We start from the raw sequence: 18,521 nt of genomic DNA on the forward strand, positions 1-18,521 counted from the left end.
ATCAGCGGGAAGGAGATTCGACGCGGGTGATGCCGCTCCAGCCGGCCAGCAGCACCGTGCCGTCGGCCAGCAGCAGCAGCGAGGCAGGCTGCTGCGCCGCCGTGTCAGCCACGGCCTTGAGCCGCGGCGCTGCAGCGTCGGGCCGCAAAAGCTGGCCGGCCTGGTTGGCCAGCCACAGTCCGCCCTGCGCGTCGCGGGAGAGCGCCGTCACGCTCACCGGCGCGGGTGCTTGCAGTGCGCTCCAGCTGTGGCCGCTGTCGCTGCTGCGCAGCACATTGCCGCGCAGCCCGGCCACCAACCACGCGCCCTGCGCGTCGCGGCCCACGCCGAAGAAGCTGCCGCCGTAGGGCGTGGTGATGCGCTCGAAGCGCTGGGCGCCATCGACGGAGTGCAGCACCAGGCCCTGCTCGCCAACGAGCAGCACGTCGTCGCCGGCACGATCGATGGCATAGAGGTGGGCACCACGGGGGTTGTCCAGCCGCGACGTCAGGGAGTGCCAAGTCGCGCCGCCGTCCCGGGTGGCCAGCAGCGTACCGAACGCGCCGGCAACCAGACCTTCGCGCTCGTTGCTGAAGTGCAGCGCCAGCAACGGCTTGTCGGCGCCTTCCTCCACCGCACGCTGCGCGTCGGCCACGGCCTTGGTGCCGCCCTGGGTCTGGGCGTCTTGCAGCAGCAGTTGCGCCACCTGCACGCCGTCGAGCTGCCGAGTCCAGTGCTCGCCGCCGTCGGTCGTGCGCAGGACCACCCCCTGGTGGCCGATGGCCCAACCCAGGCGATCGTTCACGAACTGCACGGCCGTGAGCGTGACGCCCACTGGAACGACCGCAGCCTGGCGCCAGCGGCGGCCCGCGTCGTCCGACAGCAGCACTGCGCCATGCTCGCCCACGGCCACGATGCGGCTGCCGGCCTGCGCCAGCCCCAATGTGACGCCGCGCCCGGGCTGGCGCAACGCTTGTGCCGGACGCTCCAGCGGCGCTGGCAACGCTGCAACAGCCGCCGTGCTGGCCAGCGCCAGCAGCGCTGCGGCCTGCGCCGCCATCGCCACCATCCGGCGCCTAGCTTTGGTCGATTCCTTCATGCCATCGATCTCCGTTGCCTGCTCAACGGACCGATTCGCCCATCAGCGCCTCGGGCGTGAAGGTGCCGTCGGCGTAGCGGGGAACGATCTTGTACTGCTCAGCCGCGTCGTTGAGCGCGGAGTCGAAGTACCAGGCGCCGGAGATCAGGTCATAGAAGCCGAACATCTGCGGCGAAGTGGTGGCCGGCAGGTCCGGCATCACGATCGGATTGGCGAAGCCCACCTGCCACAGCTGCCCCTTGGCATCCCAGTGGTCAGCCAGCACGGCAGTCCAGGTGTCCTCGTCGAGGTAGTAACGGCGCTTGGGTGCCTGGTGGCGCTTGCCCTGCGCAACGGTGGCCTCGATCTCCCACACCCGGTGCAATTCCCAGCGCATGGCAGCGGGGTTGATATGGTGCGCCATCAGGGCATCGGCCTCACTGGTGGTCAGCAGCTTGTTGCCGTTGTAGGGAATGAGCATTTCCTTCTTGCCGACGATCTTCCAGTCGAAGCGGTCCAGGCGGCCGTCGAAGACGTCGGTCTGGTCGAACATGGAGATGCCCGAACTCGCCGGTGTCGGCGTGTCGCAGCAGGCGTTGGGCACCTTGCGCACGCGGCGCTGGCCGGTGATGTAGGTCCACACCTGCGTCTTGTCGCCATCGACGTTCTGCCGGCCCACCACGCCCTCGCCAGCGCGCAGCGGCGGCCCGGAATTGATGAGGCGGATGGACCAGTACTGGCCGTCGAACTTCTCGGGGCTGCCGTCCTTGAAGTAGTACGGCATCTGGAAGTCGCCCGAGGCGATGGCCGTGACCACGTGCTTGCCGTCACCCGTCGTCTGGACGCCCTTGACGGCCACGTGCCAGGCCTCACCGCGCCAGCGCAGCGTGTGGTTCCAGATGGCCTCGGCCCCGTTTTTCGGGATAGGGAACGGGATACCGCCGTAGGCGTTGACCGGGATCAGGTCCTTGAGCTCGGCCTTCACCGCGTTGCGCGCGGTGTTGTCGTACACCCATTGCGGCGCCGCAGCGGTGCGGCGCGTGGGATACACGTCCAGGTGGAAGGTATCCGGGTACTTCTTGAGCATCGCCTTGGTGCCCTCGGTGAGCTTGTCGGCGTACTGGTCCATGTTCTTGGCCGTGACCTGATAGGTCACCTTGTCGGCCGCGAAGGGATCAGGACGCTTGCCACCGTTCTTGAAGCCCGGGATGGGCGTGGTGTAGCCGCCCGTCCAGGCCGGGATTGAGCCGTCCTTGTTGCCGGCCTTCTCGGCGCCAAGTGGGGTGAGCTCGGTCTTGAGCTTGGCGGCTTCCTCCGCACTGACGGCGGCCAGCACTGCAGGCGTGGCGGCGGCAGCCACCAGCGCGGCGGCCAGGGGCAGCAACTTCATGTTGAACATGCTTGTCTCCAGTAGGGGTTGTGGGCGATCAGAAAGTGCGACGCAGGAAGAACGACAGGTAGTCGCGGTCGGCAAATGCCTGCTTGAACGTGCGGTGTCCGGCTTCGATGAAGGGACCGGCGCTGCCGAAGTAGTGCGTGACGTTGAGTCCGAAGCGCCAGTCGCCGAGGTACGCGCCGTTGATGCCGATGCTCACGTCGCCGGTGCCCTTGCCCAGAAACGGCCCCACGACGGAGGAGTTGCCATCGATGCCATAACCCACGCCGACGGGCACGCTCAGGTCCAGCCCGGGGAGCACCTGGCGGTACTTGGGCTCGAACACGAAGCGGATGTTGGTGGCGTCGCGCGTGGCGTTGGGGTTGAGCGCCGCGGCATTCTTCGTGATGGAAAGGCGCCGGTTCCAGGCCAGTTCGCCGACGAAATCCGCCTCGCGCGCCAGGAAGCTCGGGCCCAGGCTGGCGATCCAGTTGATCTGCGCATGCGCCGAGCGGCCCACCGCGTACAGCGGATTGCTGCTGTTGTTGGCGCCTGCGACATCGAGCTGCGCGTCGCTGTCCAGAGGCGTGTTGCTGCGCAGGGACACTTCGCCGGCGATGTTCACGTTGTCCAGCGTGGTGTTGAAGCTGCCGCCCACAGCCCGGATGCCTTCGTGGAAAGCCCACTGGTAGTTGCCGATCTGCAGTCCGGCGGCGCTGGCCACCGGCGCGGCGGAGGGATGCAGGTACAGCCCCGAGGGGCCGCGGTCGTTCCACTGCACGGCGTACAGGCCGTAGTCGACCTCACCGACGTGGAAACGCATCTGCAGGCCGAACTGGCCCGACTTCTTCGCGCGCAGGTCGCCCTGGCGGTAGAAGGCGACGTTGCCCGCGGGCGAGGAGCCGACGATCAGCCGCTCGCCGCCGGTGGCGAGCGAATCCATGGCGGAGAAGTAGCTGCCCGAGGCCGGAAGCCGGTCAGGCTTCCAGTCCAGCATGTAGTAGCCGCCCACCGTCACGTCCGGGTTGATCTGCAACTGCCCGGAGAGCTGGTTGACCGGCATCATGAATTCCTTGAACTGCGCGTTGGGCACGCTCGCAGCCTTGATGACGTCGATCGAAGCCTGCGCCGCCGCGATGCCGTTGGCGCCGTAGAACAGGCTCTCGCCGTATAGCACCGTGTGCTTGCCCGCACGCACGGTGCTGGACATGTCGCCGAACTTGAACTTGCCGAAGACGAAGGCGTCGAGCACCTCCGAATAGCCGCCTTGCAGACGGCGCGTGGCGTCGGTGAACTGGTTGTACGGAACCGAGAAGGGGTTCGCGGTGCCGGGCGAGTCGTTGGCGTTGTGGTCGCGCTGGTACACCGTGTCGTACCAGCCTGCACCGGAGATGCGGAAGCCGAGGTTGCGCCAGGAGACGTCAAGCTCGCTGAGCACGTCGAGCCGGTTGGAGACCAGGCCGCGCTTGAAATTGCGGCTGCCGTCGTCGGTATTGGGAAAGTAGTTGGGCGAGGCCGGGTCGTAGTTCTGGCCACCGACGATCGACTGGGAAGGGTTTTCCAGGCGATAGCCGCTGCTGTACTTCAGCGTGGTGTCCCAGAGCACCTTGAGGTCCGGATTGCCGGTATCCACCTCGAAGGCCAGCGCCGGCGTGCCGGCGATGGCGATCAACGCGGCCAGGGCCAGCGCGCGGGGTCGTACAGGCGGGACTTGGGGCCCGGCCCCTTGGCACGGCACATGGTTCATCACTTGGTGTCTCCTTCTCGGCTTTTTGAAAGGACGCTCTTGGGCGTCTGGGAATTCCGGCCGAACATCGGCACGGGCATGGCTTCGCCCAAGCGGCCTATTCAGGGTCGCCCTGGGACAACGGGAAAACGGTGGGTGCGCGGTCCGCACCCGAAGTCAGGAAGATCGGCTTTTGCGCCGCTTAGAACAGCCGTCCAGACCCGAACGAAGAATTGCTTTGCGTCATGTCTGCACTGCCTGTTCCCTTGATGTGGCGCAATCCTAAAAATGCACGGACCCGCTGGGAATCAGTTTGTCTTGATGCGACCTTTCGATGGCATCGTAAGATCAGGGTTTCTACTGTCAAAATGGCAGGATGCGACTCGGCCACTTCGACCTCAACCTCTTTGTCACCCTGGACGCGCTGCTGGAGACCTGCAGCATCAGCCGCGCGAGCGAGCGACTGCACATCGGTCCCTCGGCCACCAGCAGCGCGCTGGGACGGCTGCGGGAGCAGTTCGGGGACGAACTGCTGGTGCAGGTCGGGCGGCGCATGCAACTCACGCCACTCGCGCAGAGCCTGCGCCAGCCCGTGCGCGACATCCTGCTGCGCGCACAAGCCACGCTGGCTGCCAGCGACGCCTTTGACCCCACGTCGGCCAAGCGGTGTTTCGTCTTCAACGCGTCGGACTACGCGACGACGGTGCTGCTCACGCCGCTGGCCCAGATGCTCGAACGCGAGGCCCCAGGCATCACCATCGACATCGTAAGCCTGGGCTCCAACAACCTGCAGCGCCTGGAGCGCGGCGAAGTCGACTTCGCCATCTATCCCAACGTCATTGCCAGTCCCGAGCACCCGCAGGAGCCACTTTTCAGCGAAAGCTACAGCTGCGTCGTGTGGACGGGGTATCACCTCAAGGGCGATGCGCTGACCTTGGACGAGTACATGGCTGCACGCCACGTCGCGGCACAGCTTGGCGAGCAGCGCGTGAGTTCGTTCGAGAGCTGGTTCATGTCAAAGCACGGCGTAGGACGCAATGTGGTGGTGGCGGCGAGCTCGTTCAACGCGCTGCCTTTTCTTGTCGTGGGCACGCAGCGCATCGCCACCATGTTCACGCGGCTGGCCCGCATGTATTCGCGAATGCTGCCGTTGCGCATCCTGCCGCCTCCATTCGAAATTCCAGACCTGCAGCTGGTGATGCAGTGGAACCGCCATCACGATCTGGACGCAGCGCACATGTGGCTGCGTCAGCGTTTGCAGGCCGTAGCAGCCGAAGCGATGAACGAAACATCTCCATCAAAAGAAATTGCAAGCGCAACTTTCTCACTGCAGATCAGCTGATGCCGCGTTGCACGAATAGGATTAAATTCTTGCCCGTTGAGACGGCCTGAGGCGTCCAAGTCATCGGAGTTCCGAGCTTATTTCGTCGAGCCAGGCGCCGTGCTGCAAGAATGACGACATGCGATTGGGACACTTCGACCTCAACCTTCTCGTCACGCTGGACGCGCTGCTGGAAACCTGCAGCATCAGCCGAGCCAGCGAGCGCCTGCACATCGGGGCGTCGGCCACCAGCAGCGCGCTGGGACGGCTTCGCGAGCAGTTCGGCGACGAGTTGCTGGTGCAGGTCGGGCGCCGCATGCAACCCACGCCGCTGGCGCAGAGCTTGCGCCAGCCCGTGCGCGACATCCTCCTGCGCGCGCAGGCTACGCTGGCTGCCAGTGCGGAGTTCGATCCGTCGAGCGCCCAGCGCCGCTTCATCTTCAACGCCTCGGATTACGCGACTACCGTGCTGTTGACACCGCTGGCACAGTTGCTTGAGTCCGAAGCCCCAGGCATTTCTCTCGACATCGTGAGCTTGGGCTCCAACAACCTGCAGCGCCTGGAGCGCGGCGAAGTCGACTTCGCCATCTATCCCACCGTCAACGCCAGCCCCGACCATCCGCAGGAGCCTCTGCTCAACGAAACCTACAGCTGTGTCGTCTGGACGGGATACCAGCTACGCTCGAACACGTTATCGTTCGAAGACTACATGGCAGCGCGCCATGTCGCTGCGCAGTTTGGCGACCAGCGCGTCAACACGTTCGAGAGCTGGTTCCTGTCCAAGCATGGCGTTGCACGCAACGTGGTGGCGACAACCAGTACGTTCAACGCACTGCCATTGCTGGTGGTGGGCACGCAGCGCATCGCCACCATGCACACGCGGCTGGCGCGCATGTACGCCCGCATGCTTCCCCTGCGGGTGCTGCCGCCGCCCTTTGCAATTCCGGAATTGCAGCTGGTGATGCAGTGGAATCGCCATCACGACCTGGATGCCGCGCACATGTGGCTGCGCCAGCGTCTGCAAGCCATTGCCGCGGAGGCCCTGCACGAGGCCCCACCTTCCGATGGCTTGTTCACTCCGCTGCAGGTGCTCATGGGCTGAGTGAAGCCTGTAGCACACAGCTTGAAGTGCACCGACTCGGATGGGATGCAGTTCCCGAACCGTGCAACAGCCAAATTGAAGCCTTTGGTCATCACGGTCAAAGTCAGGAGGCGGTTCAGCCAGCATGGCCATGGTCAGCGTGCCACACGCGCTTCACATTGCAATGCAGCCCGTCCTCAGGCGGGATGCCCGGCGCGGCTCATGCAGACAAATGCCCCGGCGGCACCGGCCCGGCAGTGGCAAATGCTGATCTGCAACGTCGGCCCGGGCTGGCGTTCGATGACCTCGATACCTTGTTGCACCGATCAGTAGTCGGTGGTCACGCCCACCACGCCAGCACCCAGTACCACGACGCTCATGCTGTTCACCTTGCGGCCGATGCGGCAAATGCCGTGCTGATGTCCTGTGTCACCTCCAAAAAGCGGTCCACGTCTTCTGCCGTATGGCAATGCAACGGCGACACGCGCACTGCGCCCTCGATACCGAAGGATTCCAACATGCGCCTGGAGTACAAGCTGGAGGCAACGCGTTCATAGACGATGACACCGCGCTTCTCGTACTCGCGCACGGCCTGAGTGTGCTCCAGGCCCTCCAGGGCAATGGCCAGAATCAGGTCTCGCTTGGGCAAGTCGTCATGGTCGAGCAGCACAGTTACGCCGGGCAAGCGCCGAAGACCCGACACGCGGTCCGATCCTTCGAGCAGCCGCGCCAGCAGCGCACGCTCGTGCGCGCCGATGCGCTCCATGCCGCAGGCAAAGAGCGTGCGCCGATCCGTATCGGCGGTGAAGTGGGCGCCAATCCAGCAGACGTAGTTCACGATCTCGGTGATGGCGGCGAACTGCCACGGTGCCGCGCTGCCCAGGTCCCAGAAGTCCGCCTTCTTGCCGGCGAGCTTGTGGTGGGGCAACACCGCGGCCCGTTCCGACAGCCAAGAGAATCCCGAACCGCGGCAACCGAAGAACTTGTACGGCGCGATGTTGATGCCGTCCACCGGCGTCTTATGCACATCGATGAGCCCGTGGGGGGCGTGCTGCACCGCGTCCACGATCACGTACAGGTCGGGCTTGACCTCGCGGGCACGCCGGACCACCTCCTCCAGGTCCAGCTTCGCGCCAGAGATGTTGGAGGCGTAGATCAGCGACAGCACACAGGTTCGCTCATCAATCAGCCGCACGACCGCATCGACGTCGATGCCGCCCGTTTCGGGATTGCTGTACGCCACGCGCAGTTCCTTGCCGAGCCGCTGGGCGTAGAGGGACGCTGCGTCATAGGCTGAAGGATGTTCCAGCACGGTGGTCACGATGTTTTCGCCGGGTACGTTCTCAGTCACGGCGCGCATCATGTCGAACATGGCGCCCGACGCGGTGAGCGAAGCGTAGACGGCACCTCCCTTGGCATTGAGCAACAGGCGCACGTCCTCGGTACCCCTGGCCTGCACGTCTTGCAGACAGCGGGCGACCTCGTGGATGCGCTCTGGGCAGTCAGGCACCGCATCCACCTTCGCAGCGGCCTCCACGGCTGCCTTCAAGCGCAGGGAGCCGCCGGCGTTCTCAAAGAACAGACGCTGGCGCCCCATCGGGTCATGGTCGACGTAGTAGAAGCGGTCCTTGATCTCGCGGGAAAGCTCGGCGGAAAAGAGCTGGCCTTTGTCGGTGTTCATGTGATGCATCCTTGGTTCAGGGGCTGCCAGTGCCAGCACATGGTCTGGAATCCGGACGAGCGAAGCCGGTGCGCGCTGCCGCACGCACATGTTCAGGTTGGGTGGGAAGGCCCGATACGGGGCGGGCCAGGTTCGTGGCGGCGACCGCGCGAGGTGCTTCGCCTAGTGCGAGCGCAGGTCGGAGAGGAACTTGCGCGCGCGCTCGCTTTGAGGATTGGTGAAGAAGCTCTCGGGCGTGCCCGTCTCAACCAGGCGTCCCTGCTCCAAGAACCATACCTTGTCGGCCACCTCGCGCGCAAAGTTCATCTCGTGGGTAACGCACATCATGGTCATGCCGTCACGCGCCAGGCTCTTCATCACCTGCAGCACCTCGCCCACCATTTCCGGGTCCAGCGCGCTGGTGGGCTCGTCGAACAGCATGGCGGGTGGGTCCATGGCCAGGGCCCGCGCAATGGCCACGCGCTGCTGCTGACCGCCGGAGAGTTGCCCTGGAAAGGCATCGGCCTTGGCCGCAAGGCCCACCCGCCGCAGCAGCTCTTCGGCCCGCTCGCGCGCCTCGGCCTTTGACTTCTTGAGTACCGTCATGGGCGCCAGGGCGATGTTTTCGGCCACCGACAGATGCGGGAACAGGTTGAAGCTCTGGAACACGAAACCGACGTGGCTCCTGAACTTGTTGAGGTCCAGCCCGGCGGCATGCACGTCTTGGCCATCGAAGTCAATGCGCCCGCCCTGGATGTCCTCTAGCCGGTTGACGGTGCGAATCAGCGTGGACTTGCCCGAACCGGAGGGGCCGCAAAGCACGACCACCTCGCCCTTGCCGACGCTGGCCGTGATGCCATCGAGGGCGTGGTAGGTGCCATACCATTTGTTGACTCCTTGGAAAGAAATCATCGGCGAAATCTGCGCACTGGGAACGGAATGCATGGCGAAGGCTCCTGCGATATCGGGACTCATTGGACGACCCGCATGGCGCCGGCCGTGGAAGGCGAGGGCTTGGCCGGCGTCGCGATGCCAGCACGCTTGCGGGCGATCCTGCGCTCCACGTGCCGAGCGAGTTGCGACAGCGAGAAGCACAGGGCGAAATAGATGGCCGCTAGGATCAGGTACACCTCGAACGGCTTGGTCAGCAGCGTGCTGTTGACCTGGTTGGCTGCGAACGTCAGCTCGTTGACGCTGATGACGTAGCCCAGCGAGGTTTCCTTGATGGTGGAAACGAACTGGCTGATCATGGCCGGCACCATGTTGTAGAGCGCCTGCGGCAGGATGACCTTGAAGGTGGCCTGCATGTAGCTCAGGCCGATGGCACGAGCGGCTTCCGTCTGCCCGGGAGGCAGTGCCTGGATACCGGCACGCACGATCTCGGCAAGGTAGGCGGCCTGGTAGATGACCAGCGTTACCAGCATGGTCGTGAAGCCGCTTACCGTCTGCCCGATCAGCAGCGGGATGAAGAAGTACACCCAGAAGATGAACATGATCAGCGGCACGCCGCGCACCACGTAGACCAGCACGGTCGCGGGCCGGCGCAGCCAGGCCATCGGGCTCACCCGGGCCAGTGCGATGGCCACGCCCAGCGGGAACGCCAGCAGCAGGCCCAGTACCGACAGGATGAACGTGATGGCCAGGCCGCCCAGCGGGCCGTGCGGATACTGGCCTACCAGCAGCAGCATGCCGTGGTCGCGCAGGATGGAGAGGATGTCGTTCATGGCGCTCTTACCTCGTCTTGATGCGGTAGCGGCCTTCGAGGGCGGCGCCGCCGGCCATGATCAGCATCGAGATGCCCAGGTACACCAGCGTGGCGAACAGGTACACCTCCACGGTACGGAACGACTGGCTCTCGATCTCACGTGTGGCGTAGGTCAGCTCCGCCACGCCGATGGTCATGGCCAGGCTCGAGTTTTTGAACAGCAGCACCGTGTAACTCACCAGCGTTGGCAGCGCGATGCGAAGCGCTTGGGGCAGCATCACCAGCCGCGTGGCCTGCATGCAGCTCAGGCCGAGCGCCCGCGAGGCTTCGAGTTGGGCTATCGGGATAGCGCGGATGCCCGCGCGCAGGCCCTCGGACATGTAGGCTCCCATGCACAGCCCCACCGCGACGAAGGCGAACAGGAACTCGCTGCCGTTAGCGTTGAGCCACTGCTGCAGTCCGCTAGGCAATAGGGCCGGGATGCCGAAGTACCACAGGAAGATCTGCACCAGCATGGGCACGTTCTGGTGGTACTCGACGTAGGCAGCCACTGCCGCCTGTGCCCAGCAGCTGTCGCTCATGCGGATGCTGGCCAGCACGACGCCCACCGCCATCGCCAGCACCCAGGCCAGCGCGGTGAGCTCGAACATCGTGAGCAGGCCCTCGGCTATCCGCTGGGGGTACTCGTCCCGCAGCAGGACAGAGAAATCCAGGTTGGTGCTCATGGCTGGACGCGGTTGGTGAATGCGTGCGACATGCAGCTTGGCGGGATCAACCCTTGATCGCTTCGATCTTGAAGCTGCGCTGGAGCTTGTAGGGGGTGCCCACGCCCAGCCACTTGTCGAAGATTCGGGTCGCCTCGCCCGACTTCTCCATGGCAGCCAGCGTGTCGTTGACCTGCTTGAGCAGGCCTGCCTCACCTTTGCGCACGCCAACACCCCAGGCCTCGGCCATCAGCGCGGGTTCCAGGATGTCGATGGGTGTGGTGGCCTCGACCTGCTGCTTGAACTTCACCAGCATCAGCTCCGACACGGCAAACCCGTCCACCTTGCCCTGCTGCATGGCCAGGAAGGCTGCGGGCGGATCCTGGAACGTGACGGTCTTGGCCGTGGGCAACGCCTTTTTCACCGCCAGCTCGGAAGTCGAACCCTTGGTGGCGCTGATGCGCTTGCCGGCCAAGTCCGAGGTAGCCTTGAAGTTGTCTGCGTGACGTGCCGCCACCTTCTGCTGGCTGACGTAGTAGGCTTCGCTGTAGGCGATCTGCTCGGCGCGCTCGGGCGTCCAGCCCAAGTTCGCCGCCAGCACGTCCACGCGGCCCTGCTGCAGTTCGGGGATGCGGGCCGCCACGGAAATCAGCTTGAGCTCCAACTTGACACCCAAGCCCTTGGCCAACGCCTGGCAGAAGTCCACGTCATAGCCTTGGATTTCGCGGGTCTGCGGATTGGGGAAGCTGAACGGCTCGGCGGTGCCGAGCGTGCCGCAAACGAGCGTGCCCTTGGCCTTGATGTCAGCCAGCTGGTCGGCGCAAGCAGCCGCGGATGCCAGTAGGGACACGGCAACGACAAGGGTGGTGTGGACGGCGTGACGCATGGAAGCTCTCCAGCAAAAGGGTTAATGGTCGCCAGAAGGTGGCGCAGCTGCTCGGGCGGTGCGATCCGCGTCCTCTCAGCGTTGGGAGCGGCTAGCGCAACGGCCTGCAATGGAGAGAAGTTTGGTTCACCATTCCCTTGAGAAAAAGCGACATTTTTTTTAAAAATAAGCAGAAAAAAATTCACATAACCAGGGTTTATACGAGGCCAGTGCACCAACATGCTGACGTTCAAGCAACTCGAAGCGATCTACTGGATTCCCCAACTGGGCGGGTTCGAGAAAGCCGCACTGAAACTGCACGCCACGCCGTCGGCGCTGTCCAAACGGGTGCATGAGTTGGAACTGCTGTTTGACACCCAGCTCTTCGACCGCACGCAGCGCACGGCGCGCTTGACGGAGAAGGGTGAAGAGCTGTTCTTACTTGCCAAGAAGCTTCTGGAGCATCGCGACCAAGTCATCGAGCAGTTCAGCCGGCCTGAAGTCATTGAGCGGCGTTTGCGTCTGGGCGTCACCGAACTCACCGCCATGACGTGGCTGCCGCGGCTGGTGGACCTCATCCAGCAGTACTACCCCAAGGTCGTCATCGAGCCCGACGTGGATGACAGTACCCGGTTGAGCGAAAAGCTGCTGGCCGACGATGTGGACCTCATCATTGCGCCTGAGACGGTGGCTGACACGAGGTTCGCGGCCAAGGTCGTGGGTCGCGTGGAAAGTACCTGGATGTGCAAACCCGGGCTAATTGATGCATCCAGACCGATGCGCATCCATGAACTGGCAACCCATCGCCTGCTTACACAGGGCGACAAGTCCGGTACAGGCCTGACCTATGCGCGTTGGCTGAAGTCACTGGGTGTGCAGCCCGCCCATACAATCAGCAGCAGCAACCTGATCGCCATCATTGGCATGACGGTGTCTGGCCTGGGCATCAGCTACCTGCCCAAGGATTGCCTGAAAGAGATGGTTCAGGCGGGACATCTGACGGTTCTAAAGGTCACGCCGACCTTGCCCGAGGTGAGCTACGCCGCGATGTACAAGGGCGAGCTGCGTAGTCCCCTTCTCTCTTCCATCGTCATGCTGGCTCAGGAAGCCTGCGACTTCACGCGGATGTTCCAGACCGGACGGCCGAGTTGATCTCTCGGTACAGGCAAGTGCGACTGCTTGCACAACACCACCCCAAGCGGCGTACTGAACGGGTTTACTACCTCATTCGTGCGCCAGTAATAGCGGTGGAAGCTGGTCGCTGTGCAGACCCACAGGGCACAACCCGACAGAGATTCCTTGACGCGGATGCCACGCGCATCAGCAGCCCCGTAACTCCGGCTCGGGAGCCTGATCACGCTAATGTGCGCTGGTTGAGGCATTGTCGAGTAGGCACCCATGCTTTGCGGAGCACGGGCCGGGTACGAGGCAAGGCGCAGCCCTGGTACGGTGCTGTTGCGCAGGGCCATTGAATGGCTCTGGCTCTGGCGACAAGCCGCCGCAATGCGGCTCGCAGCTCAACTCTCGATCCAGGCCCGGCTTCCCCGACCGACGGCATCAGCCAGGCGCTGCAGCGCGGGCACGAAGCGCTGTTGCAAGTCCCGCTCAGAGACCGCAGCTTTAGGGAACACCAGGTTCAACGCCGCCAGCAGCCGGCTTCCAGCATGTACGGCCACGGCCACAGCGGCAAAGTTCGACTGCTGCAGCCACTCGCCTTCGTTGATGGCGTAACCGCGCTGCAGCGTCTGATCGATCAGCCGCTGCACGAAAGCGGTGTCGCGCGCGAGTTCGCCCAGCCGGTCTGTGCGCCGGCGCAGCAGCTCCAGCAGGGCCTCGCGCTCGGCCTCGTCAGCAGCGGCTAAGTAGGCGCGCCCGATGGCCGTCTCCAGCATCGGCAGCTTTTCACCAATCATGGCGCGGTGCTGCGACAGAGCGCTCCAACGGTGCGTGGACTCACGCACCACCATGAAGCCCGCTTCCGCCGTGCCCAGATCGCATGGCCACACCAGCTCGCGTACCGCCGCCTGCATGGCCGGTGAAGCAATGCGCGCCACCCACGCTTCGTCCTCGAAACCCTCGCTCAACCGCCGCACCTCGAAGGTCAGGTAGTACTGCCCGTCCTTCTCACCCTGGCGCACGAAGCCCTGCGCGCGCAGCGTCTCCAGCAAACGCTTGGTGGTGGTGCGGTCCAGGTCGCACAGGCGAGCCAGTTCGGTGGTGTTGCCAATGCCTCCGGGCAGCCGGTTCAGGGCTTTGAGCACCGCCAGCCCGCGTGACAGGCCGCGCACCTCCTTGTAGACGCCTTCGTCGCGGTCGATAGCGGTTGACGACATGGCAAAGCTTGATCCGGGTTAACCCAGGCCAAGACGTGCACCTGGTGCACGCAGTTTACGCGTTGATCCAGCGCAAGGACATTGCGGTCACCGCGGCGCGACGCCGCTTGCGATCCCGAAGGAGACAGCCGTGTCCACCCACCGCACCCGATTCGACGCCGACGTGCTCATTGTCGGCGCTGGCCCGGTCGGGCTGACCATCGCCAACACCCTGGGCCTCTACGGCGTACGGGTGCTCGTGGTGGAGAAGCTCGACAGCATCATCGACTACCCCCGCGCCATCGGCATCGACGACGAGTCGCTGCGCACGCTGCAGGCCACCGGCTTGGCCGCGCAGGTGCAGGCCCACATCACGCCCGACCACGCCATGCGCTTCGTCACCGGCGGCGGGCGCTGCTTCGCCGACATCGACCCGCGCACCGACGAGTTCGGCTGGTCGCGGCGCAATGCCTTCATCCAGCCGCAGATCGACAACATCCTGTTCCAGGGCCTAGTGCGCTTCGAGAACGTGCAGGTACTGTTCGGCCACGAGGTTGCGTCCTTCACGCAGGACGAGGCCGGCGTGACGCTGCAGCTCAAGGGCGCTGAGGGAGGGCGGCAGGCGCGCGCTCGCTATCTCGTGGCCTGCGACGGCGGCAACAGCCTCATCCGCCGCAGCCTGGACGTACCGTTCGAGGGCCGTACCAAGCCCAACCAGTGGATCGTGGTGGACGTGCGCAACGACCCGCTGGGCACGCCGCACGTCTACATGCACTGCGATCCGGAGCGTCCCTACGTCTCGGCGGCGCTGCCGCACGGGATCCGGCGCTTCGAGTTCATGGTGATGCCTGGCGAGACGGAGGAAGAGCTGTCGCGGCCCGAGAACATGGCGCGCCTCATGCGCAAGGTGGTGGCCGACCCCGACAAGGTGGACTACATCCGCAAGCGCGTCTACACGCACAACGCGCGGCTGGCCGCGACGTTCCGCGTGCAGCGTGTGCTGCTGGCGGGTGACGCGGCGCACATCATGCCGGTGTGGCAGGGTCAGGGCTACAACAGCGGCCTGCGCGACGCCAGCAACCTGGCCTGGAAGCTGGCACACGTGGTCAAGGGCCTGGCCGGTGAGCGGCTGCTAGACACCTACACCCAGGAGCGGCGCAGCCACGCGCGCTTGATGATCCACCTGTCGGAAGTGGCGGGCGACATTTTCGCGCCTGCCAGCCGCTGGGGCGCCAGGCTGCGCGACGGCTTGACGCTGGCGCTCAACCGGCTGCCCTCGGCCAAGCGCTACATCGTCGAGATGCGCTTCAAGCCCATGCCGCGCTACCGGCAGGGTGCCGTGCTCACCAGCGGCATGACGACACGCGATGGGTTGCTGGCGCGCATGCTGGAGCGCGCGGGCGGCTCGGCGCTGGGCCGGATGCTGGGCCTCATGGCCGAGAAGGAAGATTCACCCGTGCACCGCCTCGTGCACGGCCGCCAGGCTGACGAGGGTACTGCCGTGGGCCGCATGTTCATCCAGCCGCGCGTGCTGTGCGAGGACGGGCAAGCGCAATTGCTGGACGAGGTGGTCGGGCTGAACTTCGCCATCATGGCCTGGGGTACCGACCCGACCCATGGCATGAGCGCGCAGGCGCGCGCGTTCTGGGAACGGCTGGGCGCGCGCTTCATCACCGTCAAGCCTGTGGTGCAGATGGCGCACCGCGACGACCACCGCCATGGCGTGATCTGCATCGGCGACCTGGGCAACCGGCTCAAGGCCTGGTTCGCGCAGCAACCGAGTTCCGTGGTGTTCATCCGTCCGGACCGTTTCGTGGCCGCGCTGTGCTCACCGCAGCAGGTGGACGCCACCACCCGTGCGCTGGCCGATGTGATGGCCATGCCGCTGGCGGCGCCGGCGACCGCCGCGCCGGTGTTCGAGCTCGCGGAGGCCGCATGAAGACGGCTCGCGCTTTCCTGGGCCTGTCCCATTCGCCGCTGATGGGCCTCAACCCCGTGGCGGCGCCGGTCGAGGCGGCGCTGCGGGGCGCCATCGCGCAGGCCCGCGAGCAGGTGCAGGCCTTCCGGCCGGAGCTCGTGGTGCTGGTGGCGCCTGACCACTACAACGGCTTCTTCAACGAGCTGATGCCACCGTTTTGCATCGGCACGGCTGCACGCTCGGTGGGCGACTACCTCACGCCGCCCGGCGAGCTGCACGTGGACGCCGACGCGGCGCTGGCGCTGGCCCAGCGCCTGATGGACGAGGACTTCGACATCGCCGTCTCGCGCCGCATGCAGGTGGACCATGGCTTCGCGCAGGCGCTGCAGCTGCTGTGGGGCAGCCTGGACACGCCGCCAGTGCTGCCGCTCTTCGTCAATGCCGTGGCCCAGCCGGGCATCCCGCGGCTGCGCCGCTGCCGCCAGCTGGGCCAGGCCATCGGCCGCTTCCTGGACACGGTGCCCGGCCGCACGCTGCTCATCGGCTCGGGTGGCCTGTCCCACGAGCCGCCGGTACCGACGCTGGCGCACCCGGACCCGGCCGTGCGCGAACGCATCACCTTCAGGCGCGAGTCCACGCCGGTCGAGCGCGACGCCAAGACGCAGCGCGTGATGGCCGCGGGCCGCGCCCTGGCCGTGGGCGACCCGGCGATGAAGCCGCTCAACCCGGCGTGGGACGCGCGCTGGATGGATGCGCTGGAAACCGGTGGCACCGCGCTCGACGCGCTGTGCGCGCTGAGCGAGGACAGCATCGAGCGCGAGGCTGGCCTTTCTGCCCACGAGTCCAAGAGCTGGCTGGTGGCGCGCAGCGCCCTGCCAGCCGGCCGCGCGACGCACTGCACCTTGCGCCATTACCAGGCCATCCCCGAATACATCGCCGGCTTCGGGCTGCTGTGCCTGCAGGCTTGAACCCACTCCAGGAGAAGACATGGATTCCCGCATCAATGAATGGGCGCAGCGTCTGCGTCAGGCCGAGGCGCAGCGCGAACCCATCGAGGCGCTGCGCGACGAGATCGGTCCCGACCCTGAGGGCCGCATGGCCTACGCCATCCAGCAGGCCAACGTGGCGCATGCGCTGGCTCAAGGGCGGCGCATCGTCGGCCGCAAGATCGGCCTGACCTCGCCTGCCGTGCAGCAGCAGCTGGGCGTGGACCAGCCCGACTTCGGCACGCTCTTCGCCGACATGCTCTACGGCGACGACGAAGCCGTGCCGCTGTCGCGCACGCTGCAGCCCAAGGTCGAAGCCGAGGTGGCGCTGGTGCTCTCTCGCGACCTGAGCGCGGCCGACACCACGCTGGTGGAGCTCATCAACGCGACGGCCTACGTGCTGCCGGCCATCGAGATCGTGGGCAGCCGCATCGCGCGCTGGAACATCCGCTTCACCGACACCGTGGCCGACAACGCCTCCAGTGGCCTGGTGGTGCTCGGCGGCGCGCCCACGAAGCTCGACGGCCTGGACCTCAAGCTGAGCGCGATGTCGATGACGCGCAGCGAGGAGGTGGTCTCCAGCGGCAGCGGCGCGGCCTGCCTGGGCCACCCCCTCAATGCCGCCGTCTGGCTGGCACGCAAGCTCGCCGTGCTGGGCCAGCCGCTGCGCGCGGGCGACCTGGTGCTCACCGGCGCACTGGGCCCCATGGTCGCGGTGCAGCCAGGCGACCGATTCGAGGCCCGCATCGAGGGCGTGGGCAGCGTGCGCGCCCGCTTCTGCGCGGCCTGACCCGTTCAACAGAGACCCGACCCGACAAGGATTCGCATGAACCACTTCCGTCGCTTCACCATGGGTGCGCTGGCCGCCGCAGCCGCTCTCGTCATCACCGGCCCGGCTGTCGCCCAGGATTTTCCGAGCAAATCCGTCACGCTGGTCGTGCCCTTCCCGCCCGGCGGCGTCACGGACCAGATTGCACGCGTGCTGGCCGGCAAGCTGCAGGAAGATTTGCGCCAGACCGTGATCGTGGACAACAAGCCCGGTGCCGGCGGCCAGATCGCGGCCCAGACCGTCAAGACGCAGCCGGCCGACGGCCACACCGTCTTCGTCGCCGCCACGGAGATGTTCGCCGTCAACCCGACGCTGTACCGCAAGTTCAGCTACGACCCGGTCAAGGACTTCCAGCCCGTCACGGCGCTGATTTCCTCGCCGCTGGTGCTGGTCGTGCCCAAGGGCAGCCCGGTGAGCTCGGTGGCCGAGCTGGTGGCTGCCAGCAAGAAGAAGGACGGCGGGCTGAACTTCGCCTCGCAGGGCGTGGGCTCCATCGGTCACCTGCTGGGCGAGCTCTACCGCAGCCGCAGCGGCGGCGGCGACTTCCATCACGTCGCCTACAAGGGCTCGGCGCCGGCGCTGCAGGACCTCATGGGCGGGCAGGTGGACCTGATGTTCGACCCCGTCATCACCACCGCGCCGCTGATCCAGAGCGGCAAGCTCAAGGCCCTGGCCATCGCCGCACCGAAGCGCGCGGCGCAGCTGCCCGAGGTGCGCACGCTGCAGGAGCTGGGCACCACCGGCGTGGACGCCAGTGTGTGGTTCGGCGCCGTGGTCAAGGCCGGCACGCCGGCGCCGGCCGTGGCCCGGCTCAACGAGTCGCTGGCCAAGGCGCTGCGCAGCCCGGACGTGGTCAAGCGCTTCACCGACCAGGGTCTGCAGCCCATGCCGATGAGCCCCGAGGCCTTCGGCACCTTCATGAAGGAAGAGATCACGCGCTGGAGCGCGCTGGTCAAGACGAGCGGCGCGTCCGTCGATTGAG

At 65.8% G+C, this 18,521-nt stretch carries 16 protein-coding genes; 7 read left to right on the forward strand and 9 right to left on the reverse strand.

What is annotated here, in order from left to right; translation table 11 throughout:
* Nucleotide 1: 1 nt before the first annotated feature.
* Genes FJ694_RS02545 through FJ694_RS02555 form a run of 3 tightly spaced genes read right to left on the reverse strand, consistent with a single transcriptional unit; the run spans nucleotide 2 to nucleotide 4,179 of the window.
* Complete coding sequence (locus FJ694_RS02545) at nucleotides 2-1,078, reverse strand: WD40/YVTN/BNR-like repeat-containing protein (RefSeq protein WP_157264076.1); 1,077 nt, start codon at nucleotides 1,076-1,078, stop codon at nucleotides 2-4.
* Between the two features lie 22 nt (nucleotides 1,079-1,100).
* Entirely contained in the window at nucleotides 1,101-2,456 is a 1,356-nt protein-coding gene (locus tag FJ694_RS02550) for a DUF1329 domain-containing protein (RefSeq protein ID WP_232539867.1), read from the reverse strand.
* 28 nt (nucleotides 2,457-2,484) lie between these two features.
* On the reverse strand, nucleotides 2,485-4,179 hold the full coding sequence (locus FJ694_RS02555) for a DUF1302 domain-containing protein (RefSeq protein ID WP_157264077.1): 1,695 nt from the start codon (nucleotides 4,177-4,179) through the stop codon (nucleotides 2,485-2,487).
* 355 nt (nucleotides 4,180-4,534) lie between these two features.
* Between FJ694_RS02555 and FJ694_RS02560 the strand changes: the two genes are divergently transcribed.
* The gene (locus FJ694_RS02560; protein WP_157264078.1) at nucleotides 4,535-5,500 is read left to right on the forward strand and encodes a LysR family transcriptional regulator; all 966 of its coding nucleotides are present in this window, start codon (nucleotides 4,535-4,537) and stop codon (nucleotides 5,498-5,500) included.
* A 118-nt stretch (nucleotides 5,501-5,618) separates the two neighbouring features.
* A complete protein-coding gene (locus FJ694_RS02565; RefSeq protein WP_157264079.1) occupies nucleotides 5,619-6,581 on the forward strand; it encodes a LysR family transcriptional regulator in 963 nt (320 codons plus the stop codon).
* Between the two features lie 364 nt (nucleotides 6,582-6,945).
* Here FJ694_RS02565 and FJ694_RS02570 read toward each other — a convergent pair whose 3' ends face one another.
* The 5 genes from FJ694_RS02570 to FJ694_RS02590 form a co-directional block, all read right to left on the reverse strand.
* Complete coding sequence (locus tag FJ694_RS02570) at nucleotides 6,946-8,241, reverse strand: aminotransferase class V-fold PLP-dependent enzyme (protein ID WP_157264080.1); 1,296 nt, start codon at nucleotides 8,239-8,241, stop codon at nucleotides 6,946-6,948.
* A 162-nt stretch (nucleotides 8,242-8,403) separates the two neighbouring features.
* Entirely contained in the window at nucleotides 8,404-9,132 is a 729-nt protein-coding gene (locus tag FJ694_RS02575) for an amino acid ABC transporter ATP-binding protein (RefSeq protein WP_157264267.1), read from the reverse strand.
* Nucleotides 9,133-9,191: 59 nt separating this feature from the next.
* Nucleotides 9,192-9,944: an amino acid ABC transporter permease gene (locus FJ694_RS02580; RefSeq protein ID WP_157264081.1), complete on the reverse strand. Its 753-nt coding sequence runs from the start codon at nucleotides 9,942-9,944 to the stop codon at nucleotides 9,192-9,194.
* 7 nt (nucleotides 9,945-9,951) lie between these two features.
* Entirely contained in the window at nucleotides 9,952-10,650 is a 699-nt protein-coding gene (locus tag FJ694_RS02585; protein WP_157264082.1) for an amino acid ABC transporter permease, read from the reverse strand.
* A 46-nt stretch (nucleotides 10,651-10,696) separates the two neighbouring features.
* Entirely contained in the window at nucleotides 10,697-11,515 is an 819-nt protein-coding gene (locus FJ694_RS02590; protein WP_157264083.1) for an ABC transporter substrate-binding protein, read from the reverse strand.
* 219 nt (nucleotides 11,516-11,734) lie between these two features.
* Here FJ694_RS02590 and FJ694_RS02595 point away from each other — a divergent pair, with 219 nt between their 5' ends.
* Nucleotides 11,735-12,646, forward strand: a complete 912-nt coding sequence (locus FJ694_RS02595; RefSeq protein WP_198320696.1) for a LysR family transcriptional regulator — start codon at nucleotides 11,735-11,737, stop codon at nucleotides 12,644-12,646.
* Between the two features lie 365 nt (nucleotides 12,647-13,011).
* Here the strand turns inward: FJ694_RS02595 and FJ694_RS02600 are convergent, their stop codons facing one another.
* A complete protein-coding gene (locus FJ694_RS02600; protein WP_157264084.1) occupies nucleotides 13,012-13,827 on the reverse strand; it encodes a DNA-binding transcriptional regulator in 816 nt (271 codons plus the stop codon).
* A gap of 130 nt (nucleotides 13,828-13,957) precedes the next feature.
* Here FJ694_RS02600 and mhpA point away from each other — a divergent pair, with 130 nt between their 5' ends.
* The 4 genes from mhpA to FJ694_RS02620 are packed head-to-tail and all read left to right on the forward strand — an operon-like array spanning nucleotide 13,958 to nucleotide 18,520.
* A complete protein-coding gene (mhpA, locus tag FJ694_RS02605; RefSeq protein WP_157264085.1) occupies nucleotides 13,958-15,745 on the forward strand; it encodes a bifunctional 3-(3-hydroxy-phenyl)propionate/3-hydroxycinnamic acid hydroxylase MhpA in 1,788 nt (595 codons plus the stop codon).
* A complete protein-coding gene (locus FJ694_RS02610) occupies nucleotides 15,742-16,692 on the forward strand; it encodes a 3-carboxyethylcatechol 2,3-dioxygenase (RefSeq protein WP_157264086.1) in 951 nt (316 codons plus the stop codon). Before mhpA ends, FJ694_RS02610 begins: the two co-directional genes overlap by 4 nt.
* A gap of 19 nt (nucleotides 16,693-16,711) precedes the next feature.
* Nucleotides 16,712-17,500 (forward strand): 2-keto-4-pentenoate hydratase, encoded by a 789-nt coding sequence (mhpD, locus tag FJ694_RS02615; RefSeq protein ID WP_157264087.1) that lies wholly within the window; start codon nucleotides 16,712-16,714, stop codon nucleotides 17,498-17,500.
* Between the two features lie 36 nt (nucleotides 17,501-17,536).
* Nucleotides 17,537-18,520, forward strand: a complete 984-nt coding sequence (locus FJ694_RS02620; protein ID WP_232539868.1) for a Bug family tripartite tricarboxylate transporter substrate binding protein — start codon at nucleotides 17,537-17,539, stop codon at nucleotides 18,518-18,520.
* Nucleotide 18,521: the final 1 nt, after the last annotated feature.

Source organism: Azohydromonas aeria, assembly GCF_009760915.1.
In the GTDB taxonomy this organism is placed as follows: domain Bacteria; phylum Pseudomonadota; class Gammaproteobacteria; order Burkholderiales; family Burkholderiaceae_C; genus Azohydromonas; species Azohydromonas aeria.